A 22,429-nucleotide genomic window follows, 5' to 3' on the forward strand; every position below is an offset into this window, starting at 1 on the left:
GTGTTGATAATTAGTTTGCTGCAATTTTTGTTAAGATTGATGATAAGTCGTCGGTTTTTGAAAGGAATGGACTATGTCCTGTATTAATCTCGTAAACAGATTCTACTTTGCTAGCTGAAATCATTTTGTTTTGCAAATAAGGCGACACTACGTGATCCTGTAAAGTTTTGATGTATACTTTTTTAACTGATCCAAAATTTTTATCAGTAAGCACTACAGGATTAATAAATGGGATTAAAGGCTCTGTTCGATAGTTTTTCAATACAAGATTTTGAATTTCTGGAGTACCGTCCTGAATAAATAGATTCACGATTTGGTCCTGTTTTACATCGACAATACCTTTGTCGTAATTAAAAATCAGATTACCCGTAATTCCAAGCTGAGAATCTGGATCCATATGTGCCAAGTTATCTAATGTTTGACCAGTAACCGGTAAATAAGCGGCAACATAAACCAGTTTTTCGATTTTTGAAGGTACCTCTTCTGCAACCGAAGAAATTATCATACCGCCCAGACTATGGCCTACTAAAATAACCTTCCCGTCTATTGTTGAAAGTGCATCTATTACCTTTTGTTTATAAACATCCAATGTTATTTTTTCTGGAGAAGTCTGATCACCGCCATGGCCCGGTAACTCGACCACAATTACTTTATTACCCTGTTTTTCCAGATTAGTTTTAACGGCCTGCCATACATACGGAGCTTGCCATGCGCCATGAACGAGTACATAATTTTTAGGTTCAGGTTGTGCATCATCATTTGAACAAGAGGATAAAATAAGGGCGCAAGCTGCTATGACAAATTGAATCAATTTGAATTTTTTCATGATTGTAATTTTTAAATGTTATTTGTGAAATGTGTTTTATTTAGCTTCTAAAGCTATGATTGAAGATAGTATTTGAGGAAATACTATAAATGGAGTGTGGCTTGAAGGAAGTGAGTAAGTTCTTAAGATTCCCGCATCTTCTACCATTTTTTGCTGAAGTGAATAACCAATAGTATGGTCATTTTGACTGTGAACATATACCTTGGCAACTTTCCCGAAATTAGTCTCACTCAATGTAACTGGCGTGGATAATGGAGCCAAAGGTTCTGGTCGCAGATTATTAGTTACATATTCTGCTACTGGTTTTGGAGCATCGGCTAAAAAGACATCTGTAATTGCTTCTTTAGTTATTGTAGCAACTCCCGATTGCTCATCTACAACAAGATTTTTACCTACATGACTCTCTGAATCCATTTGTGCAAGTGATAATAAACTTTCTCCATTTTGAGGAACAAAAGCAGCAATGTAAATTAGCTTTTTGATTTGTGGAGCAATCAATTCAGCCACTTCGCTTACTACTATTCCCCCAAAACTGTGACCTACAAGAGTAACATTAGTTTCGCTGCCAATAGCTTTTAAAACTTCATAGACATAAAGTTGTAAACTAATATTTGATACGGGTGTTTGATCAGTACCATGACCAGGAAGATTTACAATAATTAGATTGTTTTCTGGAGAGTTAAGATAACCCGCAACGTGATGCCAGTCGTTAGCAGATGACCATGCTCCATGAACAATTACAATTGTATTTTTACTGTTTGATGATGAATTTAATTCGTTCTGTGTGTTTGTTTTTTCGATTTCCATAATATTTGTTTGTTTAATACTATGCAAAGAAAGAGCGAATAAAACCTGTGGCACTTGTCTTGTGACAAGTAATGAAATTAGATCTGTTTTTTTTTATTTTTTATATAAGAGGGCGCTAGAATTCTGAGCAACAAAAGCTTATAAAATATAGCTTTACCGACTTTTTTATATTTATTGTGACCTTGATGGTACAGAATTCGAACCATCTGTTAGAAGATTTAAAGCTTTTGAATGATGTTTACTAGTTTTATCTTTTAAAAATAATGATATATTAGCTATACGAATAAGTTAACTGCTTTTTATGAAAAGACAATACGGAGTATATTTAGTTATTTTGTTTCTTGCAATTGGTTGTAAAAAGAACGCAATCGAAAAACTGGAAGTTAAAAAAGAAAATTTAAAAAGTACAACTGATATAGTAAAAACTATAGGTGATACAACTGCTAAACTTTCAAAAAAGGAAAATAGATATGTTAATAATATTAATGATATTTCAAAAGATACAGTTATTGCCTGTAGGTATTTTGAATTAATGTATTCGACAAATGGCGCAAAAACTTGGAAAAATATCAAGACATCGTTGATGTTTAAAGATATAACTTTTACTGATAAAAAGGTTCTTATTGGAATTGATAGTTGGGTAGGAATTCACGAATCGGATTATTCTCGAATACATATTTCAAAAGATTTTGGAAATTCTTGGGAAACAGTAACCTTTGATACTAGAAAATTTTTCCCAATGGAAATAATTTCAAATCCAAAAGAGCAACTTTGTGTGCGTACAGTTGAAAACAAGGTCTATAAATTTCAAGGTACAAATTATAAGAAAGATTGGATATATGTAAAAACGATACCAGAAACGGAATATACAAGAGATATAGTTGATTATCATACGGAATAAATGATGAAAGTGATAACGTGAAGCTTTATAAAAAAAGCAAGAATAAAACGGACACGTTGGTTTACTTAGATTTATGCAGTGAAGCTAGAGAAATAGTTCAAAAAGATAAAGTGGTACATATTTCAGGAACAGGAATAGATAAAAAAACTAGTAAACAATATGGATATTACGGGCAATTAATCCATGATAAAACATTAAAACAATATAAACTCCCAGGTTGGTTTACAAATATTAAAAAAACCAAATTTAATGTATATATCATGTGTGAAGATGGGTTGTATATTGTAAAAGATGAAAAAATAAAACAGTTGTATTAAGTCTAATAAAAAAATAAGATAACTTTATTTAGTTCTCTTTATTAAAAAATTGTTCTAACTCCAATAAGTCAACTTAATAAGATGTACAATTCCTAATTCACAAAATAAAACTTACGTAAAAATCAAAAAAACATAAAAAAGCCTATTTCAAAACGAAATAGGCTTTTTTAATGCCCCCGGATGGGTTCGAACCCTTGACCTCACGATTGAAAACCAGGAAATCAAATCTAATACAAAACAAAAAAGCCACTCGATTGAGTGGCTTTTGTTGTGATCCCAGAAGGATTCGAACCTTCGACCTACGCATTAGAAGTGCGTTGCTCTATCCAGCTGAGCTATGGAACCAAAATAAGGTTTTTACAAAAAACTCTTAAAAAAAGTCGGGGTGGCAGGATTCGAACCTGCGGCCTCCTGCTCCCAAAGCAGGCGCGATAACCGGGCTACGCTACACCCCGAAGGCAAAATTTAAGCGGAGAGACAGGGACTCGAACCCTGGCGACGGTTACCCGTCGACAGATTAGCAATCTGCTCCATTACCGCTCTGGCACCTCTCCAAGCTCAAGAAACGTGTTCTGTTTTGCGGTTGCAAATGTAAGACAACATTCCATATCTCACAACTATTTTTGCACTTTTTTTAATCTTTTTTCTAAAACACTTCACAATCAAACGAATAGAATTAACAAAAATTTCATCTTAAATTTAAAATCACCCTATTTGATACAAAATTTGAATTTATTCAAATAAAGAGTAAATTTGCTAGATAACTAATATTAACAGAAAATGAACAAAAGAGTTGTGATTGTTTCTGCCGTTAGAACACCTATCGGAAGTTTCATGGGAGGGTTATCTACCGTACCCGCACCAAAATTAGGCGCTGCCGCTATAAAAGGAGCGCTTTCAAAAATTAACCTTGACCCAAAATTAGTTGATGAAGTTTTCATGGGGAACGTAATTCAGGCAGGCGTTGGACAAGCTCCAGCTCGTCAGGCTGCGCTTTTTGCAGGATTACCTGTTGAAGTTGCCGCTACAACTGTAAACAAAGTTTGTGCCTCTGGAATGAAAGCCGTAATGTTCGCTGCTCAGGCCATTGCCTGCGGAGATGCTGAAATCGTAGTGGCAGGCGGAATGGAAAGCATGAGCTTGATTCCACACTACGTGCAAATGCGTGCTGGAAACAAATTTGGCCCTGCAACAATGCTGGACGGAATGCAAAAAGATGGTTTGACAGATGCTTACGATAACAACGCAATGGGAGTTTGCGCTGATTTATGTGCAACTGAATACAACATCAGCCGTGAAGAACAAGATAATTTCGCAATTCAATCTTACGAAAGAAGCGCAAAAGCGTGGGATGCCGGAAAATTCGACAATGAAGTTGTTCCTGTTGAAGTGCCGCAAAGACGTGGCGAACCAATTATATTTTCAAAAGACGAAGAATATACTAATGTAAAATTGGATAAAATTCCTTCGTTAAGTGCTGTTTTCACAAAAGACGGAACGGTTACTGCTGCAAATGCTTCAACAATAAACGACGGAGCTGCCGCTTTAGTTTTAATGTCTGAAGAAAAAGCAATTGCATTAGGCCTAAAACCTTTGGCTTTCATCAAAGGATATGCTGATGCTGCACAGGAACCAAAATGGTTTACTACAAGTCCGGCAAAAGCATTGCCTAAAGCTTTAAATAAAGCAGGAATTACTATTGGCGATGTTGATTATTTCGAATTCAACGAAGCATTTTCTGTTGTTGGCTTAGCCAATTCAAAAATTCTTGGACTTGATAATGATAAAGTAAACGTAAACGGTGGTGCTGTTTCTTTAGGACATCCTCTTGGTTGTTCAGGAGCAAGAATCATCGTAACTTTGCTGAATGTTTTAGAACAAAACAATGCAAAAACCGGAGCTGCCGCAATTTGCAATGGCGGTGGCGGTGCATCAGCAATTGTTATCGAAAGAGCTTAAATACTATTACAATAAATTAGGAGTTATTAGAAATTAGTAACTCCTAATTTTCAACTTATAAATGACCCTAAATGTTCGGAATTTGCAATTTAGCCATAGTACCCGTTCGAGCCGAAGCTAGTGACAGAAGTGAAATCGTTACACAACTTTTGTTTGGCGAACACATCGAAATCTTAGAACGCCATAATCAATGGGCACGAATAAAAATTCAGTTTGATGATTACGAAGGCTGGGTCGATTCAAAACAATATCAGGTAATTTCTGAGGAACAATACAATCAATTAAGCAAAGAAGCCATTATTCTAAATGCTGATTTAATTGATTATATCACCGCACCGGATAATTTATTGCTTCCAATTCCGCTTGGTGCTTCCTTGACTTTTTTGAATAACAGCGAAATCAATACTTCTAATTTTGATTTTGAAGGAACCAAAACCAGTGGTATAAAACCAAAAAGCGCTTTAATAAATACTGCATTTATGTACTTGAACGCGCCATATCTTTGGGGAGGAAAAACTCCTTTCGGAATCGACTGTTCCGGTTTTACTCAGATGGTTTACAAATTAAACGGCTACAAAATTCACCGCGATGCTTCTCAGCAGGCGCTTGATGGCGAACCTTTAAGTTTTATTGAAGAAAGCGAACCAGGAGATTTAGCCTTTTTTGATAACGACGAAGGAAATATCATTCACGTCGGCATCATTATGGAAAACAATTACATCATTCACGCCAGTGGAAAAGTACGTATTGACCGTTTAGACCACACCGGCATTTACAATCCGGAAATCAACAAACACACGCATAAACTAAGAGTGATTAAAAAGATTATTTAAACACGAATTGCACAAATTAACACCAATTAAAAATCTTTTAAATCCGTGTAATCTGTGGCTAAAAAATTCGTAAAATCCGTGTTTAAGCACTAATACGAATCGTCTTTCTAAACTCCGAAGGACTATTCCCTCTTTGCTTTTTGAAGAATTTATTAAAGTGACTTTCATCCGTAAAACCAAATTCATACGCAATTTCGTTAATTCGCTTATCACTGAATTGCAAACGGTGTTCAATCAGTTTTGTTTTATAATTGCTGATATATTGTTGCATCGTTTCATCAGCATGTTTTTTAAAATAACGCCCTAAATAGGTGTTCGAAATTCCGAAATAATCACTTATTGACTCTGCTTTAATCTTCTCCGGATAATAAATATTCGTCTGAATGTATTGCAAAATATCCATTGCTTTTGCTTCCGTTCCCACATTTACTTGTTCTGGTAAATACTTCGCAATATTTCTGGCAACGATAATAATCAAAGTATTCACCAATTGCTGAATCAATTCCTGATTGTACACATCCTTATCCTGATGCTCTCGCATAATCGCTTCAATCATCACTTTTACCAGACATTTATCAGCTTGATTTTTCAAAATACAGCCCGGCTGGTGATTGGCATTCTGCAAAATATATTCTAAACGCTGAATATTTTCATTTTGCAGACTAGAATTCTTCAAATAAATATCATTAAACCTCAAAAAGAAAAACTTCGTTTCGGTTTCAATAGTAAAATTATGGCAATCTTCCGGCGTCAGTAAAAACATATGTCCGGCATCATATTCAAAAATATTTTTGTTGATGCATTGTGTTCCGGTTCCTCCTAAAATATAAACCAATTCAAAGAAATTATGGCGATCGCCAACATCCGGATATTCATCCAAAGTTTCAAAAGAAACGGTAAACGGCTCGTATAGATTTTCTTTTCTCATGACTTGTAAATAATTTGAAGTTGCAAATTTACATAAAAAAGACAAATATATACAAGTTTACACTCTTAAAAATGGTATAATTTTGCCAAGTGAAATTTAAGATTTAAAAATACAACATTATGGAATATAGAAAATTAGGCAACACCGAACTTGAATTATCAGCAATAACTTACGGTGCATTTGCCATTGGCGGAAATATGTGGGGCGGAAACGAAAAGAAAGATTCAATCGATTCTATCCACGCTTCAATTGATCATGGCGTAACTACAATTGACACTGCTCCTTTTTACGGATTCGGTTTAAGCGAAGAAATGATTGGCGAAGCAATTAAAAGCCAGGATCGTTCTAAAGTGCAATTGTTAACCAAATTTGGTTTGGTTTGGGACGGAAGCAATAACGAAAAAGGCGATTTCTTTTTCGACGCCGATGATAATGGCAAAAAAATTCCAGTTTATAAATATTCATCCAAAGAAAACGTAATCAAAGAAATTGAAGAAAGTTTAAAACGTCTTCAAACTGATTATATTGATTTATTGCAAATTCACTGGCCAGATTCCACTACTCCAATTTCTGAAACAATGGAAGCCGTTGAAACTTTAATCCAACAAGGAAAAATCAGAGCGTTTGGCGTAAGTAATTATAGTATTCCGCAAATTCAGGAAGCTCAAAAAACAGTTCAGATTGCATCCAATCAGGTGGCGTACAGTATGCTGAACCGCAAAATCGAAACCGATTTAATTCCGTTTACAGTGGCAGAAAACATCGGAATTATTGCTTACAGCCCCATGGAAAGAGGTTTATTAACCGGAAAATATTTCACCGACAGCAAACTAAAAGAAAACGATCACAGAAATGGTTATTTCGGACAGTTTGATCTTCAAAAAGTAAAAACTTTGGTCGAAGAATTGAGTTCATTAGCAAACGCAAAACACATTTCAATTTCGCAGTTGGTTTTACGCTGGACATCATTACAAAAAGGAATTGCAATCGTTTTGGCAGGAGCCAGAAATGCAGAACAGGCAATCTCAAATGCCAAAACAATGGATTTCGATTTATCAACTTCAGAGCTTGATTTCATTAATCAGGCAATTTCGAAATTACAATAATATTTTAAACACATAGAAACATAGATTTCTTTGTCTATAAAGACGTTTCACTTGCATTAACAAACATAGTCTGCACAATCTTGTCATTCCTCGAAATGACAAACTTTGAGGGCTATGTGTTGAGAAACTAGTTTCTCTTTAAAACTCTTTTTTAGGTTCAAAAAACTATGTCTCTATGTGTTTAAAAACAATCTCAAAAATTTAAATAATTAGAATTTGGGCGTGTTCGCCGTGGCGAACCGGGCTATCCGTTGCAATCTTTTATGCCGAACCCCGGCATAAAAGGATTTCCACTCCTATCCCTCACGCATCCATTTTCATAAGAAACAATCCCATAAAAATGAAAAAAATATTTATCATCAATGGAAGTCAAAATTTCGCACATTCAGGCGGAAAATTCAACGAAACCGTTACCGACTGGACAATCGAATACTTAAAAAGTAAAAATTACGAAATCAAAACAACCGATATCAAACAAGACTTCAACCTGGAAGAAGAAGTAGAAAAATTCGCCTGGGCCGATACCATCATTTATCACACACCCGTTTGGTGGTTTCAATTGCCGAATCTTTTCAAAAAATACATCGACGACGTTTTCACAGCCGGCCACAACAAAGGAATCTACAAAAGCGACGGAAGAAGCCGGGTAAATCCTGACATCAATTACGGAACAGGCGGACAATTACATGGGCGTAAATATATGCTGACCACAAGCTGGAATGCACCAGCAACTGCTTTTACACTTCCGGGTGAATTTTTCGAAGAAACATCTGTAGATGAGGGAGCTATGTTTGGTTTCCATAAAATGAATAAATTTGTAGGTATGAAAAAACTGGACAGTTTTCATTTCCACGACGTTGAAAAAGGGGCAACTGCTGAAAACATTGTCATCTTTGAGAAAAATTACAAAAATCATTTAGAACAACTTTTTAAAACCTTATAATCATGATCTCTATCACCGCTATCATCAAAAGCAAAAAGGAAAACATTGAAGACGTTAAAAATATGGTTCATTTTCTGGTAAATGAAACCAGAAAAGAAGAAGCTTGTATTCGTTACGATCTTCATAACACTGAAAATGTTTTCATCATTTGGGAAGAATGGAAAGATCAGGCTGGTCTTGAAATTCATAATAATCAGCCGTATTTGCAAGATTTTATTAAACGAAGCGAAGCGCTTGTTGCCGGGCCAATTCAGGTCTACAAAACAGTTCAAATTCTTTAAGCTACCAAAATTATGAAAGCACTTTTGACCAATACTTACGAATCTGAATTTGTAAGCACAGAAATTGAAAAACCAACTCCAAAAAAAGGAGAAGTTTTAGTTAAAATACACGCAAGCGGTGTAAACCCAATTGATAACAAAATCAGACTTGGACTTTCGCCTTATGCCTCTCCGGTTTTACCTGCCGTTTTAGGAACCGATCTTGCCGGAGTTATTGAAGAAATTGGTGAAGGCGTAACCGATTTTAAAGTCGGCGATGAAGTGTACGGGCTTGCCGGAGGCGTTCTTGGTCTTCAGGGAACTCTCGCAGAATATACCGCCGTTGATGCTGATTTGTTGGCTCTAAAACCAAAAAATCTAAGCATGAAAGAAGCAGCGGGAATTCCGTTAGTTTTGTTGACGGCCTGGGAAGGTCTAATTGACCGGGCAAAAGTCCAAAAAGGAGATAAAGTTTTGGTTCACGCCGGCGCTGGCGGAGTTGGGCACATGGTCGTACAACTGGCTAAAATCTTTGGTGCCGATGTTTATGCAACGGTTTCTTCTCAAAAGGCAGACATTGTAAAATCGTATGGGGCAACTCCAATTGATTACAAAACAGAAACGGTAGAAGATTACGTTACGCAATATACGGACGGAAAAGGTTTTGACATTATTTACGATACCGTTGGAGGTCAGTCTCTTGACGATTCCTTTAAAGCGATTCGTCATTACGGTCAAATTAGCAGTTGTTACGCTTTTGGAACACATACTCTGGCCATAAGTTCACTTCGTAATGCAAGTATTCACGGTGTTTTTGTTTTACGCCCTATGATTGGCAACGAAGGAAGAAAACATCATGGCGATATTTTAAAAGAAACCACGAAATTAATTGAAGAAGGAAAACTTAAACCTTTAATTGATCCTAGAAAATTTACTTTAGACAATGCTATGGAAGCGCATAAAGCAGTAAGTGACAATTCTGCAATTGGAAAAATTGTTGTAGATATCATTTAATTTATTAGGAATATATCTTGTAAAAAAACTAAATTGCTACTTCTTATCTATTTAAATATGAGCAATTACCATCTTGCGGAAATCAACATTGCAAAAATGAAAGGCGTCGACATCAACGACCCGATCATGAAAGAATTTGTAGACAATTTAGATCTTGTAAACACTCTAGCCGAAAACAGCGAAGGATTTGTTTGGCGACTTAAAGACGATAGTTACAACGCTACAAATCTAAATCCGTACAATGACGAACAGATTATTGTAAACGTTTCGGTTTGGGAAAGCATTGAAACTTTGGAGCATTATATGTACAAAACGTTTCACAGTGAGTTTTTAAAACGAAGAAAAGAATGGTTCATGAAATTCGGAAAAGCACATACCGCCATGTGGTGGATTCCCGCAGGACATATTCCAACGCTTGAAGAAGCTGTTGAAAAACTAGATTATTTACAACAAAACGGAGCATCAGAACTTGTTTTTGATTTAAGAAACAAATTTCCTGCTCCAAAACAAATCGCATAGTTATTTGTTTGCCACGAATTACACGAATTGGCACTAATTCTTCTCTTCTTAGAGAAAAAATTAATTCGTGAAAATTCGTGTAATTCGTGGCAAACCTTTTTTATCTAATTCCGCCGAAAGCCCCGAAACACATATTCTTATGTAAAATTTCGACGCTTTTAAAACCTACTTTTTTCATCAAATCGAGTTGGTAATTCATCGATCTTGGAGTGTCTTCTTTGGCGATATAATCAAAGACATTTTGGCGATATTCCGCCCCTCCTATTCCTTCTAAATATTCTCCGTAACGTTGCCAGGTATATTCGTTTAACAATTCTGTATCCTGTGTAATCAAATCTGAAATCATAAAACAACCGCCCGGTTTTAATAATTTGAATATTTTGGTGAAAGTCGTTTCCCAATCCTGATCGTCGCGTAAATGGTGCAAAACGGCTCCAGCCAAAATAATATCAAATTGATTTTCGGGCAAGTTTACTTCACGAATATCCCCCTGCTTCACTTCCACTCTTCCCTTTGTTTCTACCGAAACTCTTTCAAAAGCTTTGTCCAGCATTGGCAAACTCAAATCGATCAAAGTGCAATTCAAATTCGGCAATTTCGAAAGCATCATTAAAGTATAATTTCCTGCACCACAGCCAATATCCAAAACATGAGTGGCATTTGGAACAATTCGTTTTGAAGCTTCCGTAATTAATTCTAAGGAAATTTTGGCGTCAATTGTAGATAATTGTCCCGTTTCTAAATTTGAAAATCGTTCGACATCATTATCAAACCTTTCTTTAATCTCTTCAATAGTTGATTTTTTCATAACTGTTTTTTTTATGCCTCTCGCAGATTTTGCAGATTGAACAGATATTTTTTTTCACAGATTAAATTATTTAAAGTGATAATCTGCTTTATCTGCAAAATCTGCGGGAACATTATTTTTTTCAAAACTATCATTTCCATAAATACTTTAAAAATACTATTTTTATCAATTAATAATACTTTAAAAGTATCATGGAATTACGTCATCTAAAATATTTTTTGGCTGTAGCCGAAGAACTGAATTTTACTAAAGCTTCAGAGAAACTTTTCATTTCACAGCCACCATTAAGCCGTCAGATTATGGAATTAGAAGAAGAACTTCAGGCAAAACTTTTCATCAGAAACAACAAAAAAGTTGAATTGACCGAAGCCGGAAAATATTTCGAAAAAGAAGTTCGGGAACTTTTTCAGCATTTGGAACGTATTTCCGTGAAAACGAAAAAAATTTCCGAGAATGTTTCGGGCGAATTTAGAATCGCGTACATCAGTTCGATTTATTCTTCTGTTATTTCAGAATTAATCAAACATCTAAAAATACAATTTCCGTACGTCAATTTCAAACTTTTTGAAGTTTCCACAACCAAACAAATTACTGCTTTGGAGCAGGAAAAAATCGAAATGGGCATTATTCGTTCGCCTGTAAAATCTCCTAAAATAAAAGCACAATTATGGTTTCAGGATGGATTTTCTTTAGTTTATAATAAAAGCCTGATTCAGCCAAAATCTGAAAATGAAATTTCACAATTGAAAGATGAAACTTTTGTGTTTTTCAATAAAGATTATGCACCTCATTACCATGAAGTTTTATTAGAACTTTGCGCTTTTTATGGCTTTACGCCGAAGATTATCCACGAAGCCAATAACATCAATTCGATTGTACAATTGGTCAAAAACGGATTAGGAATTTCGATTGTTCCTTCAAATATTGCAAAGAATAATCTCGATCCTGAAATTGGTTTTATTGAACTGAAAAAAGTCAATTTACGTACGGATGTTTCGATTATTACTTCTAAAGAAGATAATTCTGAAATTACTCAATCTGCTGTTGATTTTTTATTGAAGAAGAGATAGCCACGAATTCACGAATTTTATTTTTAAAATCTTTGCGCAACTAAAAAGAAAAAATTCGTGAATTCGTGGCTATAAAAAAACGTTACAATTTATCACAGCTTTCCCACTCATAAAAAGAGAACTTTTAAATATCTTAGCACATTATAATTCTACACAAAATTTCAATAAAAATGGCAGAGCAATCTTCAATTCAGTGTCCAAATTGCGGAACAAATATCGATGTAAATGACATACTGAAACATCAGTTAGAAGATAGTATTCGTAAAGAATTCCAGCAAAAAGCCAATATTCAGACCAGAGAATTGGAACTTAAAAACGAGCAGTTCGAAAAGGCCAAAACTGAATTTGAAGCCAAAAAGAAACAAGAAAACGAACTTTTTGCCGAACGTTTAGAACGCGAGAAAAAGACAGCCGAAAAAGAAATCGGAGAAAAACTAAAAGCCAAACTTGAAGAAGAAAATAAAGATCGCTTGGTGGCAATGGAAAAAGAGCTTTCTGAAAAATCAGCAAAACTTCGGGAATTAAATAAAATGGAGGGCGAAATTGCCAAACTACAACGCGAAAAACTGGAAATGAAAGATGCGATTGAAGCCGAAGCACAAAAGCAATTGAATGCGACTTTAGTTTTAGAACGCGATAAAATCCGCAAACAGGAAGAAGAGAAAAACGAACTTAAAATCAAAGAATACCAAAAACAATCTGACGATCAAAAAAAGCTGATCGAAGAAATGAAACGCAAGCAGGAACAAGGTTCGATGCAATTGCAAGGCGAAGTAATGGAATTGGCAATCGAAGAATGGCTGGCGAATAATTTTCCGTTAGACACGATTGATGAAATCAAAAAAGGTGCAAACGGTGCAGATTGTCTTCAGATTGTAAATACACGCGAACATCAAAATTGCGGTTCGATTTATTACGAAAGCAAAAGAACAAAAGCTTTTCAGCCGTCATGGATTGAAAAGTTCAAAAACGATATTCGAACCAAAAGAGCCAATATCGGAGTTTTAGTTACAGAAGTTATGCCAGCCGGAATGGACCGCATGGGCATGCGCGACGGAATCTGGATTTGTACGTATGAAGAATTTAAAGGCTTGAGTGCGGTTTTGCGCCAGTCCTTAATTCAGGTAAGTCAGGCGGTTCAGGCGCAGGAAAACAAAGGCGACAAAATGTCGATGTTGTATGATTTTTTAACGAGTAATGAATTCCGTTTACAAATTGAAGGCATTGTGGAAGGTTTCACGCAAATGCAGGGCGATCTTGATGCTGAAAAAAGAGCGATGCAAAGAATCTGGAAGCAACGTGAAAAACAAATCGAAAAAGTAGTCCATAATACTTTAGGAATGTACGGTTCGATTCGCGGCATTGCAGGAAACGCGGTACAGACGGTACGAGCTTTAGAATTGGATTTTATTGAAGAAGAATCAGTAAATGAAGATCCTAAAGAATTGTTGGAATAACTTTTTAAAATTCCAATAATTTAAATTCCAAATACCAATTCTCGCAATTTTTGTCATTCCGAGGAACGAGGAATCTCCGTACGCTGAGCACGCACTGTTGCGGAATTACTTGCGGAGATTCCTCGTTCCTCGGAATGACAAACTTTACCTTAATCCACCTTCCTAAAAACCAAAAGTTTCCCTGAAGGATTCGACAATATCAATCTATTATTTTCAATAGAATAAGTTGTGGTGCTTTGTAACGCTTTGGTAAAATCTCCTTCCTTATTTCCAGGAGCGCAAGCCATTAAAGTTGAAATCACTTTAGAAAAACGAAGCAGATCCTTTTCGTAAAAAATAGAACCGCTGATTGAATTACAGCCTCCATAACCCATAAAGCTGTTTTCTGAAGAATTAATTTCAATTCTTGGCAATTCTCTTTGAAAATCAGTAGCAAAAACTTTAAAGCTGTTCATCTCTTCGAGAACCCAAATATCATGAAGTCGGTAATCTGTATTGTATTTTCCGCAACCTTCTACTTTTTTAGCTTGTAACTCTGAGTTATTTTTAATTTCAATCGAAACTTTATAAGGCGAAATAGCGCCCGACATTGAATTCTGACATTCTAACTGTTGAATTGTAATTGTCGCTGTCGAAGTTTCATTGCTAACTTTGTACATTTTTACATTCGCATCCATCGCTTTTATGACTTCAACTGCCGGGAAAATCAATTTTTCTTTCCCTGGAATCAGCGAAGTAAAAACGATTTCTTCGTTTCCTATCTTAATTCCCCAAAAGGGTTCGTTTCCAGTTCCGGTAAAAAAATATTTCATTTCGTCTTCCTGAGTTCCATATTCAGAAGTAGTTTGTTTGGTATCCGAAGTTTTGCCTGCGGCAGATTTACAGCCAATTAATATAAATAAGAGTAAAAGTGAAAGTAAATTTTTCATAACATTTTTATTAAGAATATATTTTTATCGCAAAACACCTGTAAAATTCTTATGAATTTACAACAATTTTTTGAAATCCTTATTTAGAATCTTTTCAAATTTAAAATAATTTCAAAAGATTAAAGTCCACAAAACCCTTACTACGTAAAAGATTACGATAAAATACGTACTAAAAAATCACGATTTCGTTTTCAAAAATAAGATATATACGCATTTTTATAAGTATAAATACTTATATTTGCGTAGTAATACTTAATTAAAGAAATCATGATTAGAGTAATAGTAGTTGGAAACGGCATGGTTGGTTATAAATTTTGCGAAAAATTCATTGCAAAATCAGGACAGGAAAAGTATCAGATCACTGTATTTGGCGAAGAACCAAGACGCGCTTACGATCGCGTTCATTTAAGCGAATACTTTGGAGGAAAAACAGCAGATGATTTATCATTATCAACAACTGACTGGTACGCAGAAAACAATATTATTCTAAATACATCTGAATTAATCACAGATATTAATCGTGAAGAAAAAACAATACATACGCATTTAGAAAAAACACATACGTACGATTACTTAGTTTTAGCGACAGGTTCTTCTGCTTTTGTTCCTCCAATTGACGGAGTTGAAAAAGAAGGTGTTTTTGTATACAGAACCATCGAAGATCTGGATGCGATTATGGCCTACGCCAAAAAGATAAAAATTAAAGGCGCAACAGAGGCTGCCGTTTTGGGTGGCGGATTATTAGGCCTTGAAGCTGCAAAAGCCGTGAGAGATTTAGGATTGAATCCGCACGTTGTCGAATTTGCACCGCGTTTGATGCCGAGACAATTAGACAAAGGTGCGAGCGATATGCTGCAAGCCAAAATTGAAGAATTAAATATTGGTATTCATCTTAATAAAGCAACGCAATATATTGACGGAAAAGAACGCATAACGGGAATGATGTTTGCCAATGATGAGTTGTTAAAGGTTGACATGTTGGTTATATCTGCCGGAATTAAACCTCGTGACGAATTAGCTCGAGTTTCAGGACTTGAGGTCGGTTTAAGAGGCGGCGTTGTGGTAAACAATCAAATGCAAACATCAGATCCTTCTATTTTTGCAATTGGCGAAGTGGCACTTTACAACCAAAACATTTACGGACTTGTTGCTCCAGGTTACGAAATGGCCGATGTTGCTGCTGAGCAAATCTTAGATGGTACTAAAACCATGAGAGAAACCATCGATATGTCGACACAATTGAAATTAATTGGTGTTGAAGTGGCGAGTTTTGGTGATCCTTTCATCGAAAATAATGAAGTTACTGCCATTGTTTATGAAAATAAATTAAGCGGTATTTACAAAAGAATCAACGTTACTAAAGATTCTAAAACCCTTTTAGGCGGCATTTTAGTTGGAGATTCCAGCGATTATAATTCACTTTTCCAGATTTACAGCAACGCAATGGCATTGCCTAAAAATCCAGAAGATTTGATTTTAGGCTCTCGAGACGGTTCTGAAGGTTCTTCTTTAGGAAGCGTTATGGATTTGCCAGATACGGCCGTAATCTGTTCTTGCGAAAATGTTACCAAAGGCGCAATCTGCTGTAAAATTTTAGACGAAAGTTGTGCTTCTCTTTCAGATGTCGTAAAAGCAACCAAAGCAACTTCTGGCTGTGGAGGCTGTAAACCAATGGTTTCAGATTTGGTAAAAGCGACTCAAAAATCTTTAGGAAAAGAAGTAAAAGAAGTAATCTGCGAGCATTTTAACTATAACCGTCAGGAATTATTCGATTTGGTAAAAATCAACAAATACGAGAATTTTTATGATATTCTTGATCATCACGGAAAAGGCGATGGCTGTGAAATTTGCAAACCGGTTGTAGCTTCTATTTTCTCTAGTATTTACAACGATACGGCAAACAAACACGTTACAACGCAAGATACAAATGATAGATTTTTGGCGAATATTCAGCGAAACGGAACGTATTCTGTAGTTCCTAGAGTAGCCGGAGGCGAAATTACTGCCGAGAAATTAATTGTAATTGGCGAAGTGGCGAAGCAATTCGATTTGTATACTAAAATCACCGGAGCGCAAAGAGTGGATTTATTCGGAGCGCATTTAAGTGATTTACCGAAAATCTGGAAAATCTTAATCGATAATGGTTTTGAAAGCGGTCACGCCTACGGAAAATCACTTCGCGCCGTAAAAAGCTGTGTTGGAAATGCCTGGTGTCGTTACGGAATGGACGACAGCGCCGGATTTGCCATCGAATTGGAAAACCGATATAAAGGAATCCGTTCTCCTCATAAACTAAAAGGTGGTGTTTCGGCCTGCATTCGCGAATGCGCAGAAGCCCGAGGAAAAGATTTCGGATTAATAGCTGTTGAAGGCGGATGGAATTTATACATCGCAGGAAATGGCGGAGCCAACCCAAAACACGCTGTTTTATTAGCCGAAAAAATAGATAAAGAAACCGTTATCAAATATATGGACCGATTCTTAATGTATTATATCCGTACTGCCGGCCCGCTGATTAGAACGTCAACCTGGTTAGAAAAACTAGACGGCGGTTTAGAATATTTGAAAGAAGTAATCATTGAAGATAGTTTAGGCATCTGCGAAACGCTTGAAGCAGAAATGCAGACTTTAGTGAACACTTTCGAATGCGAATGGAAACAAGTTCTGGAAAAACCAAGATTATTAAAACGTTTCAATCATTTTGTAAACTCTGACGAGAAAGACGATAATGCTGTTTTTGTTCCATTAAGAGATCAAAAAATGCCTAAAGCCTGGTCTTAAATTAAAGCCACAGATTAAAAGGATTAAAAAGATTAAAAATAAAATCTGCTCAAATCTGCAATCCCGATAGCTATCGGGAGCGTGAAAAATATAAGCTCCAAAAAAAAAAGAAAAAAATCACAAACGTTTGCTGTCCTCTTACCCTCTTTTTTACTGCGCCATCAAACTCTCTTGATTGTAAAAAGAGGGATAAGAAACAGGAACAAAAAACATTCAAAATGGAAGAAATCTTAAATCAATACGAAACAGTTCATGCGAGCGATGCTACAATTTGGTTCAAAGCAGGTAAAGTTGAAGATTTTCCGACCAATCGCGGTGGCTGCATCAAATACAAAAACAAACAAATTGCGATTTTCAATTTTACGCGACGCAACGAATGGTACGCTTGCCAAAATGCCTGCCCCCACAAAATGGAAATGGTACTTTCAAGAGGAATGACGGGCTCAGCAGACGACATTCCAAAAATCGCCTGCCCAATGCATAAAAAAACCTTCTCTTTAGTTGATGGTTCAAACCTAAACGGAGACGATTTTAAGATTGCTACATATCCGATTAAAGTTGTAGAAAATGAAGTTTTTGTTGGGTTTGTAGATTAGACTTTTAAAGAGCCAAGAAGCAAGAACCAAGAAGCAAGAACCAAGAAGCAAGAAGCAAGATGAGAAAGCGTTGCAAATCTTGCTTCTTGCTTCTTTCATCTCCCTTTAGACTTTCGACTTTCAACTTTCGACTTTTCTACTTAATTCCGTATCTTTGAAATTCTATTATCAAACCAAAAAATGACTACACCTTTCCAAAAAGCAAGCGAATGGATTGATGCTGAAAATGCTCAGGATCCGAATATCGAAATTGACCAAAATAACGAATATCCAAAGGAATTACTATATTCAAACCGAATGTATGAAAGACTGATGCAGTTTGAACCAAACGCTTCAGAAGAAATTCAGATTGCCTCAAAAGCACAACATATTTGCCGATGGAAAGTCGCACGCGAATCATACCCAATGGATCGTGTGGGTTATTTGAAATGGAGAGAAGAATTAAAAAAATTCCACGCAAAAACGACTGCCGAAATTCTGGAAAAAGCAGGTTATGATCAGACTTTTATCGATCGCGTTTCGTTTTTAATTGAAAAAAAACTACTTAAAAAAGACCACGAAACACAATTATTAGAAGACGTAATTTGTCTGGTATTTTTAGAATATTATTTAGATCCTTTCGTTCACAAACACGACGAAGAAAAACTAAAAAATATCATCAAAAAAACTTGGGATAAAATGTCGGATAAAGGGCATCAGGAAGCCTTAAAAATAAATTATTCTGAAGAAAATTTAAATCTTATAAAAGCTTCTTTAGGATTATAAATTCGTATGAAATGAGCTGAAAGCGAATTCCATTTTCCTATAAAAAACAAATATCATCCCGAATGAAAAAAAACAATCAGGAAGAAGATAAAATCACGTTCAAAAATTTACGCCGTCTGTATTTTTTTGCACTTCTTACTATTGCTTTAACTATCATTATCAGTCAGGTTTTAGTGCAATACAATCTGAATCAGCAGTTAAGCGATTCTAAAATCATTAATTTTTCTGGAAAACAGAGAATGCTAAGTCAGAAAATTGTCAAAGAAGTGCTGATTCTTCATTATGTTTCTGATACCGCTTCTTCAAAACAAATTTCGCATTTAAATGAAGTTTTAGCACTTTGGAAAAAGAACCAAAATGCATTAGAAAATGGCAGTGACAGCTTGGCTTTTCCAAAAGAAAAATCAGAAACGCTTTCTAAACTTTATCTAGAAATCAATCCAATTTTCAATAAAATTGCACAAACAACTGATTCTTTTTTATTGAATTTAAAACAGAAAAAACAATCAACCGAAAACCAAAAACTCGTTCAGATTATTCTAGAAAACGAAGGCATTTTCCTTTCTAAAATGAATCAGATTGTAACGCAATACGATCTTGAAGCGCATGAAAAAGTAACCGAACAACGCAAAATAGAATATTGGATTTTCGGGTTTACACTTTTGGTTTTACTTTTAGAATTCTTCTTTATTTTCAAACCGACAAACAAAAAAATCGAACGATTAATCACAAGACTTTTATCTTCTGAAAAGAAAGCTTTGAAGCTCGCATACGACACAGAAATTCTAAGCGAAATCAAAGAAAATTCGGTTAAAGAATTAAAATCGCTCAACTATGCAATGGAAAATACTTTATTGTATTGCCGAATTGCGCCTGACGGTTCAATAATTCATATTGGCGAAAAATTTGCAAAACTGCTCAATTACACCAAGTTTTCATCTAACAAAAAATTCTCTGAAGTTTTAACCGTTGACGAAAAAGAACAAACCAATTTTGACCGTTTAATATTCGAAAAACAGCGAAGTGGCTGGCAGGGCGAAATTAAAATTCTAAATAAAGAAGATGTTGAGATTTGGCTCGATTTATCAATGGTTCCGGTAATGATCAAAAAAGACGAACTGGAACTTTTAATTGTCTGTTTCAACATCACCGAACGCAAAAAAGCACAGCGCGAAGTCGAACGTTTAAACCTCGAAAACACAACCGAAAAAATCAATCAACAAAAGATTATTTCGAGCAAAATCGTGGAAAATCAAGAAAACGAACAAAACCGAATCGCCAAAGAAATTCACGACGGAATCGGCCAAATGCTTACGGGTTTAAAATTCAGTTTAGAAAGCATCAATTTAGATGACAGAGAAAAATCAGAACAAAAAATTGAGTATTTAAAGAAACTTTCGCTGGACATTATAAAAGGTGTTCGCACAGCAACTTTCAACCTGATGCCACCGGAATTAAGCGATCACGGAATCGTTTCTTCCCTGGCAAAACTAACCCAGGAACTTTCAAAACTGACTGGAAAAGAAATCCTTTTCTACAACAAAACCGATTTCGATCAGCGTTTGGATTCCCTAATCGAAATCAATATTTATCGATTAACCCAAGAAGCGATCAACAACGCCATAAAATACGCCGAATCATCGCATATTATTGTCCAGCTTTCGCACAGCGAAACACTTTTAAGCGTCATTATCGACGATAACGGAAAAGGTTTCGATATCAATTCCGTCAACAAAAAACGCAACAGCGAATCCGGAATGGGCTTATTGTTCATGAAAGAACGAATTCAATACATCAACGGACGCGTTTTCATCAACTCCATTCCCGGCGAAGGAACGAGAATTACGTTCAATATCCCGATTCTTAAATAATGTGGCAATGTGCCAATTTGATAATTAGATAAAATTACTTAAAGCATCTTAAAAAATTATCTAATTGCCGCATTGACTAATTATCTAATTAAACGTTTGTCAGGCTGAGCGAAGTCGAAGCCCGCAAAGTAATTCTGTAAATCATTATCTCATTTTCAAATTATCTAATTATCTAATTAATCAGGGCGAGCCAGTATTAGAAAAAGCGGGCAAACAAACTTTGTGTACATTCGCCCACTTTTCCTAATACTGTCGGGCTATCCGGGCTACTTCGGTAGCTTCCTCCTATCCCTCTCGCGGGCACTCGTTTTCAGAAAAACATTTGAAGTTATAACGCAATCTTGTCATTTCGAGGAACGAGAAATCTCCACAAGTAACTCCACAAAGATTATCGATCTAGATTACGGAGTTTCTTTGCGTGGGCTTCGACTTCGCTCAGCCTGACAATACTGTACTCAATTGGAATTTGAAACTTATATATTGGAATTTATTTTTTTAATGATTTTTTAATATTGGAATTTAGGATTTAAAAAATTGGAATTTATTTTCTAAAAAAATTACGTATATTAGCATCTTCTTTATAGATGAATATACGTAAAAAGTCGCAATCAAAATTAAGTAAATTATGAGTAATATCATTCGTGTAGTATTAGCAGATGACCATGTTTTTGTTCGAGACGGAATCAAATCTTTACTTGAAAACGAAGCAAACATCGAGGTTGTGGGCGAAGCAATCGATGGTGCCGATGCACTTGAAGTGGTTACCGCAAGCAAACCCGATTTACTTATAGTAGATATTCGTATGCCAAACTTAACAGGCATCGAGGTAGTAGAAAAACTTAGAAGCGAAAACAACAACATAAAAATTATCATGCTTTCGATGCACGAATCGGAAGAATATGTATTAAAATCTATAAAAGCCGGTGCCGATGGTTATTTGCTTAAAGGATCTTCTAAAGAAGAATTCTTAAAAGCACTTCATACGGTTTCTGCTGGCGGAAAATATTTCAGCGGAGATATTTCTTCTATCTTAATTGGGCAATTGACAAACCCTTCTAATTCATTAGAACCAAAGCAAAATTTAAGCGACGAAATGATGATTACCAAAAGAGAAAAGGAAATTCTGACTCTTTTGCTATCCGGAAAAGGAAACAAAGAAATCGCTGAAGCTCTTGACATCAGCAAACGAACTGCCGAAGTACATCGTTTTAACCTGATGAAAAAGCTGAAAGTAAAAAACTTAATGGAACTTTCTAATAAAGCCACCGAGTATTCTTTAATCTAAGATTTCAATGAGAAGTCTACTGAAATATACCTTCGTAATTTTCATTTTAACTTTAAAAATATACTCTCAAAATTACACTCAGGAATATTCAGATTCTATTCCGAAAAATTGGAAATACTTTAAATTAAAACAGAATCAAAAAGCTATTATAGTTGATCATATTCCGATTCAAATACTTTGCGGAATTACAGCTTTTGCCTCTGTAACAATTGTTAAAAACACCAAAGGAGACATTTTTAGAGTATTGAATTTATGCAGTTTAAAAAAATTTATACCTAATGAAATGGTGAATATATCTCCAGAAAAAGCACCATCATACAATGTAATTTTTCCAAAGAAATATGTAATAGATTCGAAAAGTGGCAACGAAATTATTCAAGAAAATAATTATGAAAAAACTATTCTAAAAACAACTTGGGCTTCGATTGAAAAAATTACGCAATAATTAAGTATA

General features: G+C 35.4%; 22 protein-coding genes and 3 tRNA genes. 17 read left to right on the forward strand and 8 right to left on the reverse strand.

Annotated features, from left to right (window positions below; genetic code table 11):
• Nucleotides 1-10: 10 nt before the first annotated feature.
• Together GKZ88_RS07425 and GKZ88_RS07430 are read right to left on the reverse strand one after the other, a co-directional pair.
• Complete coding sequence (locus GKZ88_RS07425; protein WP_155101749.1) at nt 11-826, reverse strand: alpha/beta fold hydrolase; 816 nt, start codon at nt 824-826, stop codon at nt 11-13.
• A 36-nt stretch (nt 827-862) separates the two neighbouring features.
• On the reverse strand, nt 863-1,660 hold the full coding sequence (locus tag GKZ88_RS07430) for an alpha/beta hydrolase (protein ID WP_155101750.1): 798 nt from the start codon (nt 1,658-1,660) through the stop codon (nt 863-865).
• A gap of 274 nt (nt 1,661-1,934) precedes the next feature.
• Here GKZ88_RS07430 and GKZ88_RS07435 point away from each other — a divergent pair, with 274 nt between their 5' ends.
• Nucleotides 1,935-2,534 (forward strand): hypothetical protein, encoded by a 600-nt coding sequence (locus tag GKZ88_RS07435; protein ID WP_155101751.1) that lies wholly within the window; start codon nt 1,935-1,937, stop codon nt 2,532-2,534.
• Between the two features lie 56 nt (nt 2,535-2,590).
• Nucleotides 2,591-2,851: a hypothetical protein gene (locus GKZ88_RS07440; RefSeq protein WP_196216455.1), complete on the forward strand. Its 261-nt coding sequence runs from the start codon at nt 2,591-2,593 to the stop codon at nt 2,849-2,851.
• Nucleotides 2,852-3,122: 271 nt separating this feature from the next.
• On the opposite strand, the gene GKZ88_RS07445 is transcribed toward GKZ88_RS07440, so the two are convergent.
• From GKZ88_RS07445 to GKZ88_RS07455, 3 genes are all read right to left on the reverse strand, one after another.
• A tRNA-Arg gene (locus GKZ88_RS07445) sits at nt 3,123-3,196 on the reverse strand.
• 35 nt (nt 3,197-3,231) lie between these two features.
• A tRNA-Pro gene (locus GKZ88_RS07450) sits at nt 3,232-3,306 on the reverse strand.
• 15 nt (nt 3,307-3,321) lie between these two features.
• Nucleotides 3,322-3,405: transfer RNA gene (locus GKZ88_RS07455), tRNA-Ser, on the reverse strand.
• A 226-nt stretch (nt 3,406-3,631) separates the two neighbouring features.
• Between GKZ88_RS07455 and GKZ88_RS07460 the strand changes: the two genes are divergently transcribed.
• Both GKZ88_RS07460 and GKZ88_RS07465 read left to right on the forward strand, forming a co-directional pair.
• Entirely contained in the window at nt 3,632-4,810 is a 1,179-nt protein-coding gene (locus tag GKZ88_RS07460; RefSeq protein WP_155101753.1) for an acetyl-CoA C-acyltransferase, read from the forward strand.
• Between the two features lie 71 nt (nt 4,811-4,881).
• Complete coding sequence (locus GKZ88_RS07465) at nt 4,882-5,643, forward strand: C40 family peptidase (protein WP_155101754.1); 762 nt, start codon at nt 4,882-4,884, stop codon at nt 5,641-5,643.
• A gap of 82 nt (nt 5,644-5,725) precedes the next feature.
• Here GKZ88_RS07465 and GKZ88_RS07470 read toward each other — a convergent pair whose 3' ends face one another.
• On the reverse strand, nt 5,726-6,571 hold the full coding sequence (locus GKZ88_RS07470; protein ID WP_155101755.1) for an AraC family transcriptional regulator: 846 nt from the start codon (nt 6,569-6,571) through the stop codon (nt 5,726-5,728).
• A gap of 119 nt (nt 6,572-6,690) precedes the next feature.
• Here GKZ88_RS07470 and GKZ88_RS07475 point away from each other — a divergent pair, with 119 nt between their 5' ends.
• The 5 genes from GKZ88_RS07475 to GKZ88_RS07495 all read left to right on the forward strand — a co-directional run bounded on the left by GKZ88_RS07475 (nt 6,691) and on the right by GKZ88_RS07495 (nt 10,413).
• On the forward strand, nt 6,691-7,677 hold the full coding sequence (locus GKZ88_RS07475; protein WP_155101756.1) for an aldo/keto reductase: 987 nt from the start codon (nt 6,691-6,693) through the stop codon (nt 7,675-7,677).
• 340 nt (nt 7,678-8,017) lie between these two features.
• Entirely contained in the window at nt 8,018-8,620 is a 603-nt protein-coding gene (locus GKZ88_RS07480) for an NAD(P)H-dependent oxidoreductase (RefSeq protein ID WP_155101757.1), read from the forward strand.
• Nucleotides 8,621-8,622: 2 nt separating this feature from the next.
• Nucleotides 8,623-8,901, forward strand: a complete 279-nt coding sequence (locus tag GKZ88_RS07485) for a putative quinol monooxygenase (protein ID WP_155101758.1) — start codon at nt 8,623-8,625, stop codon at nt 8,899-8,901.
• A gap of 12 nt (nt 8,902-8,913) precedes the next feature.
• Nucleotides 8,914-9,894: a zinc-dependent alcohol dehydrogenase family protein gene (locus GKZ88_RS07490; RefSeq protein ID WP_155101759.1), complete on the forward strand. Its 981-nt coding sequence runs from the start codon at nt 8,914-8,916 to the stop codon at nt 9,892-9,894.
• Nucleotides 9,895-9,951: 57 nt separating this feature from the next.
• Nucleotides 9,952-10,413 (forward strand): DUF3291 domain-containing protein, encoded by a 462-nt coding sequence (locus tag GKZ88_RS07495; protein WP_155101760.1) that lies wholly within the window; start codon nt 9,952-9,954, stop codon nt 10,411-10,413.
• 100 nt (nt 10,414-10,513) lie between these two features.
• Here the strand turns inward: GKZ88_RS07495 and GKZ88_RS07500 are convergent, their stop codons facing one another.
• Nucleotides 10,514-11,221 carry a class I SAM-dependent methyltransferase gene (locus GKZ88_RS07500; protein WP_155101761.1) on the reverse strand — a complete coding sequence of 236 codons (708 nt, stop codon included), beginning with the start codon at nt 11,219-11,221 and terminating at the stop codon, nt 10,514-10,516.
• 191 nt (nt 11,222-11,412) lie between these two features.
• Here GKZ88_RS07500 and GKZ88_RS07505 point away from each other — a divergent pair, with 191 nt between their 5' ends.
• Together GKZ88_RS07505 and GKZ88_RS07510 are read left to right on the forward strand one after the other, a co-directional pair.
• Nucleotides 11,413-12,291: a LysR substrate-binding domain-containing protein gene (locus GKZ88_RS07505; protein WP_155101762.1), complete on the forward strand. Its 879-nt coding sequence runs from the start codon at nt 11,413-11,415 to the stop codon at nt 12,289-12,291.
• 170 nt (nt 12,292-12,461) lie between these two features.
• On the forward strand, nt 12,462-13,748 hold the full coding sequence (locus tag GKZ88_RS07510; protein WP_155101763.1) for a DUF2130 domain-containing protein: 1,287 nt from the start codon (nt 12,462-12,464) through the stop codon (nt 13,746-13,748).
• Between the two features lie 149 nt (nt 13,749-13,897).
• On the opposite strand, the gene GKZ88_RS07515 is transcribed toward GKZ88_RS07510, so the two are convergent.
• Nucleotides 13,898-14,677 carry an META domain-containing protein gene (locus GKZ88_RS07515; RefSeq protein ID WP_155101764.1) on the reverse strand — a complete coding sequence of 260 codons (780 nt, stop codon included), beginning with the start codon at nt 14,675-14,677 and terminating at the stop codon, nt 13,898-13,900.
• A gap of 267 nt (nt 14,678-14,944) precedes the next feature.
• On the opposite strand from GKZ88_RS07515, the gene nirB reads away from it, so the two are divergent.
• The 6 genes from nirB (at nt 14,945) to GKZ88_RS07545 (ending at nt 22,420) form a co-directional block, all read left to right on the forward strand.
• The gene (nirB, locus tag GKZ88_RS07520) at nt 14,945-17,458 is read left to right on the forward strand and encodes a nitrite reductase large subunit NirB (RefSeq protein WP_155101765.1); all 2,514 of its coding nucleotides are present in this window, start codon (nt 14,945-14,947) and stop codon (nt 17,456-17,458) included.
• 218 nt (nt 17,459-17,676) lie between these two features.
• Nucleotides 17,677-18,054, forward strand: coding sequence for a nitrite reductase small subunit NirD (gene nirD / locus GKZ88_RS07525; RefSeq protein WP_057116567.1), 378 nt, complete (start codon nt 17,677-17,679; stop codon nt 18,052-18,054).
• A gap of 180 nt (nt 18,055-18,234) precedes the next feature.
• Entirely contained in the window at nt 18,235-18,819 is a 585-nt protein-coding gene (locus GKZ88_RS07530; protein WP_155101766.1) for a DUF4202 domain-containing protein, read from the forward strand.
• A gap of 62 nt (nt 18,820-18,881) precedes the next feature.
• A complete protein-coding gene (locus GKZ88_RS07535) occupies nt 18,882-20,690 on the forward strand; it encodes an ATP-binding protein (protein ID WP_155101767.1) in 1,809 nt (602 codons plus the stop codon).
• A gap of 625 nt (nt 20,691-21,315) precedes the next feature.
• A complete protein-coding gene (locus tag GKZ88_RS07540) occupies nt 21,316-21,975 on the forward strand; it encodes a response regulator transcription factor (RefSeq protein ID WP_155101768.1) in 660 nt (219 codons plus the stop codon).
• Nucleotides 21,976-21,982: 7 nt separating this feature from the next.
• Nucleotides 21,983-22,420 carry a hypothetical protein gene (locus GKZ88_RS07545; RefSeq protein WP_155101769.1) on the forward strand — a complete coding sequence of 146 codons (438 nt, stop codon included), beginning with the start codon at nt 21,983-21,985 and terminating at the stop codon, nt 22,418-22,420.
• Nucleotides 22,421-22,429: the final 9 nt, after the last annotated feature.

It is taken from the genome of Flavobacterium sp. LC2016-01 (genome assembly GCF_009711135.1).
In the GTDB taxonomy this organism is placed as follows: Bacteria; Bacteroidota; Bacteroidia; order Flavobacteriales; family Flavobacteriaceae; genus Flavobacterium.

Excerpts from the sequence above, each read along its gene's own strand:
- GKZ88_RS07425 (WP_155101749.1), bottom strand. The coding sequence starts at position 826 with ATGAAAAAATTCAAATTGATTCAATTTGTCATAGCAGCTTGCGCCCTT.
- GKZ88_RS07435 (WP_155101751.1), top strand. The coding sequence starts at position 1,935 with ATGAAAAGACAATACGGAGTATATTTAGTTATTTTGTTTCTTGCAATT.
- GKZ88_RS07460 (WP_155101753.1), top strand. The coding sequence starts at position 3,632 with ATGAACAAAAGAGTTGTGATTGTTTCTGCCGTTAGAACACCTATCGGA.
- GKZ88_RS07465 (WP_155101754.1), top strand. The coding sequence starts at position 4,882 with ATGTTCGGAATTTGCAATTTAGCCATAGTACCCGTTCGAGCCGAAGCT.
- GKZ88_RS07470 (WP_155101755.1), bottom strand. The coding sequence starts at position 6,571 with ATGAGAAAAGAAAATCTATACGAGCCGTTTACCGTTTCTTTTGAAACT.
- GKZ88_RS07475 (WP_155101756.1), top strand. The coding sequence starts at position 6,691 with ATGGAATATAGAAAATTAGGCAACACCGAACTTGAATTATCAGCAATA.
- GKZ88_RS07480 (WP_155101757.1), top strand. The coding sequence starts at position 8,018 with ATGAAAAAAATATTTATCATCAATGGAAGTCAAAATTTCGCACATTCA.
- GKZ88_RS07485 (WP_155101758.1), top strand. The coding sequence starts at position 8,623 with ATGATCTCTATCACCGCTATCATCAAAAGCAAAAAGGAAAACATTGAA.
- GKZ88_RS07490 (WP_155101759.1), top strand. The coding sequence starts at position 8,914 with ATGAAAGCACTTTTGACCAATACTTACGAATCTGAATTTGTAAGCACA.
- GKZ88_RS07495 (WP_155101760.1), top strand. The coding sequence starts at position 9,952 with ATGAGCAATTACCATCTTGCGGAAATCAACATTGCAAAAATGAAAGGC.
- GKZ88_RS07500 (WP_155101761.1), bottom strand. The coding sequence starts at position 11,221 with ATGAAAAAATCAACTATTGAAGAGATTAAAGAAAGGTTTGATAATGAT.
- GKZ88_RS07505 (WP_155101762.1), top strand. The coding sequence starts at position 11,413 with ATGGAATTACGTCATCTAAAATATTTTTTGGCTGTAGCCGAAGAACTG.
- GKZ88_RS07510 (WP_155101763.1), top strand. The coding sequence starts at position 12,462 with ATGGCAGAGCAATCTTCAATTCAGTGTCCAAATTGCGGAACAAATATC.
- GKZ88_RS07515 (WP_155101764.1), bottom strand. The coding sequence starts at position 14,677 with ATGAAAAATTTACTTTCACTTTTACTCTTATTTATATTAATTGGCTGT.
- nirB (WP_155101765.1), top strand. The coding sequence starts at position 14,945 with ATGATTAGAGTAATAGTAGTTGGAAACGGCATGGTTGGTTATAAATTT.
- nirD (WP_057116567.1), top strand. The coding sequence starts at position 17,677 with ATGGAAGAAATCTTAAATCAATACGAAACAGTTCATGCGAGCGATGCT.
- GKZ88_RS07530 (WP_155101766.1), top strand. The coding sequence starts at position 18,235 with ATGACTACACCTTTCCAAAAAGCAAGCGAATGGATTGATGCTGAAAAT.
- GKZ88_RS07535 (WP_155101767.1), top strand. The coding sequence starts at position 18,882 with ATGAAAAAAAACAATCAGGAAGAAGATAAAATCACGTTCAAAAATTTA.
- GKZ88_RS07540 (WP_155101768.1), top strand. The coding sequence starts at position 21,316 with ATGAGTAATATCATTCGTGTAGTATTAGCAGATGACCATGTTTTTGTT.
- GKZ88_RS07545 (WP_155101769.1), top strand. The coding sequence starts at position 21,983 with ATGAGAAGTCTACTGAAATATACCTTCGTAATTTTCATTTTAACTTTA.